This is a genomic window from Shewanella sp. 6_MG-2023, from assembly GCF_030547195.1.
In the GTDB taxonomy this organism is placed as follows: Bacteria; Pseudomonadota; Gammaproteobacteria; order Enterobacterales; family Shewanellaceae; genus Shewanella.
The window spans coordinates 1-4,360 of sequence record NZ_JAUOQU010000058.1 but is presented as its reverse complement, the minus strand read 5'-3'; the positions used below and the strand labels follow the sequence as shown (position 1 = coordinate 4,360).

The following is a 4,360-nucleotide window of genomic DNA, read 5'->3' as shown; positions in this document are numbered from 1 at the left end:
TAATGGATGTAAGTGTTAGCAACTTAAAACGAATGGCGTTATGTTATAACTTCTAAATAATGGGTGGCTTTGTAATTAAACGATGTTATAACTTCTAAATAATGGGTGGCTTTGTAATTGCTATAATAAAATAGGCCTCGATTAATAATAATCGAGGCCTTAAACATGTTACTTCTTAGGTGTTACATGACAAGTTACACAGCTATATGGGTCAGGGAATGACTCAGTATTGTACCAGTCACTGTTACCAAAGCTTTGTTGTCTACCCGCAGGTAAATCATTATATTTTGAACCATCCCAATTCTGTTTCACTACATTCGGTTTATCAACCTGATCTGCACATGAACCTGGGCCAAATAGTTCGCTAGGTGCGTTTGGTCCCATATGTTGAGGGAAGCCACTACACTCTACGTCACTGAAAGCCATCCATTGAGATGCCTCACCATGGTTCTGCATTGCTTTATCTTCTGAGTGACACCAGAAACAACGCGCTGTTTCGCCATGCGCTTCAGGTGCACCATTACCACCGTGACACGATGCACAGAAATAAGGCTCATCACGCTCTAATGTATCAACTGCTTTGCTTTTATGAATGTCATCCTTAGAGTGACATAGCTGACAGTCAGCAATATTCCAACCAAAATGTTCTTCAGTCAGTGGCGCAATTGCTTTACTTATGTCTGCAATTTTCTCAGCTTTCTCTACTTGAGCTGGGAACCGATAAGTATCACCCATTAGGCGTGCTTCATTAACTGAGTTTACTTCTGATACGTTGTAAACTAGGAACATCTTTTTCACCCATGAAAAATAGATGTACTCCATACCATGGTTACGAACCATATTATCCATTGCTACGTGAAGTTTATTTCCGCCGAAAGTACCATACCAATGGTCGATACATTCTTTAGCTTTAATTTCAGTGATTGAGCCATCGCTTTCACGTAGCCATGAACACTCACGGTCAAGTTCAAATTCTGCTGCAATTTCAGGGTCTAAGAAGTCCTGTGCAGTTGGCCATGAGCCCTGAGTAACAATGATATCTAATGTGTATTCATTCATACCCGCAGCGTAGTTCCAGCCGTCTAAGCCTTCAGCACGAAGTTTATTTGAAGGACCAACTTCAGGGTGGCTGATTTGATTCATCACATAACTGCCAAGTTTAGAACCTGTAGAAAGTGTTGGCCAGAAGGTAAAACCAAATTCAGCAGAACCGGCTTCTTTTGCTGTTTCGTTTGCAGAGATAACCATATCAAGGCTGGTGATGACGCCAGGGCGATAAATATCAGGGCGTAAGTTGTAAGCTTTTACTTCAACATCTTGAGCAATGGTTTTAATGAATTCATCACCATAACCGTCAGTATCCTCCATATCTAGGGTAATTTCTTTTAAAATTACCTTGCCACCGTTACTAGCTTTAAAGTTGACTTCATCAATATGGGTTTGCCACACACGATCACGATAGGCTTCACTCACTGGTTGTATACGGATCTGAGACCCATCACGCACAAGGGTTTCATCAAGGCGGTCATACACAGTTTCTAAATATCCGTTAAAATCATTTAGCATGTCACCACCACCGTGTGACAAAGTGACTCCCCAACTATCACTATCTTGGTAATCACCCCAGTGGGAATAATGTGTGGCAGGTGCGTTGTCAAATGTACCGTCGCCATCGGCATCAAATGACACGGTAAAGTCATAGCTTTGACGTGCTTCATTAAAGCCGCCTAACTTGACTTCAAAATCATCTCTTATCGATGAGATGTACATCATCAAGTCTAAAGCTGAGTAGTTACCAGGCATGAAAATATCATCACGAACAGCTTGCTCTTGCCAAGCTCGTAGATCGCTTAGCTGAACTTCCATGTAGTATTTGCTGTCGTCTCTGGTCCGCATGTTATATTTCGATGCTGTAGCGAAGGCTTCGCCATTCTTAAAGCCAGCATCGGGAACTTCAAAATCTTCCGGCATGTCACTTGAGCACATATCTTCGTGCCCTTTCATGCAAGGGAACCAACGACCTAAATAAACTTCGATAGTACCGTCAACGGCTGTTTCAGTATCAACGATAAGATCAAAGTGATTGCGTATTTCGTCAGGTAATTCAACTTCAGGAATTTCTGAGACCGGTGGAGGGGCATCATTTGAATCAGATCCACCACAAGCCGTCATTAAAGGTAGCAACATCATAGCAAACGTTGTTTTTTTCAAGTTTCCATATTTCAGGTTCTTGTTCATCATAAATAACCTTTTTAATTATCTTATTTAATATTCATTCTCCAGGAACAAGCTCAATATTAATTAAGGTGTAGATAAGGTCTCTTATGAGAATTCACAGAACATTATAAATATAGATTATTATCACATTGATAATAAATCTGATTATTTTAATTTAAATGCCCTTATGTAAAAATAGTTGGAGCTATTGTTGTGGGTATGTTTTTTATTTTTACTCCCTACCTTGTGTTGAGTCGATTGCCAATATGATAAGTCACAGTAGATGAGTTAATTTTGTTGAAAAACTGTGCTGATCAAAGCAATTATGTTCGTTGTGACTCTACACACACATACAACCTAAGAGAATTGTATTGCCTAATTGTGTAGATATAATAATTGAAATCAATATTAATTATGATGAATTGAGATGAGCATAATAATAAAAAACAAAAGAACCGCTATGGTCGAAACCGATGAAGGTTTGTTTTCTTGCTTTAAAATTACTCCTAAGTGGATTATATGTTTTGAGCAACTAGGTAAAGATGATATTCAATGTGTAAATAAAAGATTAGATTTGGTTGTGACTAATTGTGATGAGGGTTCGAGCACATTTTTATGTGAGTCTTTATTTGCCCAGCAAAAAAAACATAACGGTAAAGATGTTGTTATATGGAGAGATGATGATAGTTTTTACAGTAAAGTCGTAATTAGTATGAGCCCATTTAGCCAGACCAATGCTAGTGTAGTATTTATTGTAAATAATGAAATTGAACTTAGAGAAATTGAATGTAATATTCGTTCGATAAAAGTCTCTGTATTAAATATCTATAAAAAGTACGAAACGACTATCGTAAGCGAAGTCGCTAAAAACTATGGTATTAGCAAAAAATTACATTCCATTATTAACGCAATGTCGATGGGAATGACACGAAAAGAAGTATCTGACATGTTGAGTCTTAGTGAAAGAGGGGTTGATTATCATCTAGATACAGGCAAGTCATTGCTTCATGCGACAAACATTCCTCAACTTATCTTTAAGGCTAATCAGATAGGGGTTATAGGACAACATGATAAACTGTAAAGAGCTTGCCTCAATGGCAAAGGATTTAGAGATTTCAGATATGATATTCAATGTTGACCTCAGTGAAAAATCCTCATTTTCAATTAATAAAAAAAACCTTTTAGCTAAAAGAACTAGGCTTATGTATAGTTCTGAAAATGCGATAAATTATAGTATCTCATCTAGGAGTAAATGGGCTAAATTAGACTACAATACTGATTTATCTTTGCTAAAGGAATATCATCATTGGGACTACGAAGATTGGCATCGTTCTGCTGCTTCCCCTTTAAATGTGATGGAAAAATATGGCTATAAAGGCAAAAGGACATTTGCCATTCCATGCTTGATTAGTGAACATTATGTTGGAAGGTTTTACTTGTTTTTAGATGAAGATGTTGAGTATGACAATCAGCGAATTCAACGTATTCAGAAGATTTTTACCGACTACCAGCACTATTGCTTAGATGATTTACCGATTCACCTTAATCCATTATTGGATTACAGGCTCATCAGTGAAAATGAGATTAAAGCTATTGAGATAGTTTCTAAAGGAGGTTCTCGCTCTGATATTGCTCAACAATGCTTTTTAACAGAGCGCGGTGTCGACTATCGACTCGCCAGTATTAAAAAGAAACTAAAGGTAAAAACAAACTCACAGTTGGTTCACTTAGCGTATAAATTAAGGTTGATTTAATATTCACAAACTCATTTCTAGCTTGTCTATAATTTAATTGTCAATCGTAATGTTCTTAACATATTAATCTAACTTGATTGAAAAGTGCTGTCTATTCTAGAATTAAACTCCGAAGCGTTAATCATTATGTAGAATATATTGATTGTTTTGATGGGTATAAATAACCTGTTCCTAAAATACTGGTATTCATTCGTTAGTTTAATGGGAGTTGTTTTTAACAATATTGGCGAATAACATGGCCACCCATTCTAGTTGGCTAAATGTTAAACACTCTACTAGGCTTTAGTTATTACTTAATTTTCGGTAATTAATGATGGCCAGACCTAGAAAAACACTCGTGAGTTTAGAAGATACGCCTTACTACCACTGTTGTTCGCGTGTGGTACGTA

The 4,360-nt window shown here is 37.1% G+C and carries 3 protein-coding genes and 1 pseudogene; 3 read left to right on the top strand and 1 reads right to left on the bottom strand.

Features of this window, described 5'->3' with window-relative positions:
* Positions 1 to 168 precede the first annotated feature (168 nt).
* Positions 169 to 2,241, bottom strand: coding sequence for a cytochrome c3 family protein (locus tag Q4533_RS19425; RefSeq protein ID WP_303503873.1), 2,073 nt, complete (start codon positions 2,239 to 2,241; stop codon positions 169 to 171).
* A 436-nt stretch (positions 2,242 to 2,677) separates the two neighbouring features.
* Here Q4533_RS19425 and Q4533_RS19420 point away from each other — a divergent pair, with 436 nt between their 5' ends.
* From Q4533_RS19420 to Q4533_RS19410, 3 genes and pseudogenes are all read left to right on the top strand, one after another.
* Complete coding sequence (locus Q4533_RS19420) at positions 2,678 to 3,298, top strand: hypothetical protein (protein ID WP_102477231.1); 621 nt, start codon at positions 2,678 to 2,680, stop codon at positions 3,296 to 3,298.
* Positions 3,299 to 3,311: 13 nt separating this feature from the next.
* Positions 3,312 to 3,971, top strand: a complete 660-nt coding sequence (locus tag Q4533_RS19415; protein ID WP_157936271.1) for a LuxR C-terminal-related transcriptional regulator — start codon at positions 3,312 to 3,314, stop codon at positions 3,969 to 3,971.
* A gap of 313 nt (positions 3,972 to 4,284) precedes the next feature.
* A pseudogene (locus Q4533_RS19410) lies at positions 4,285 to 4,360 on the top strand (transposase); the annotation flags it as partial.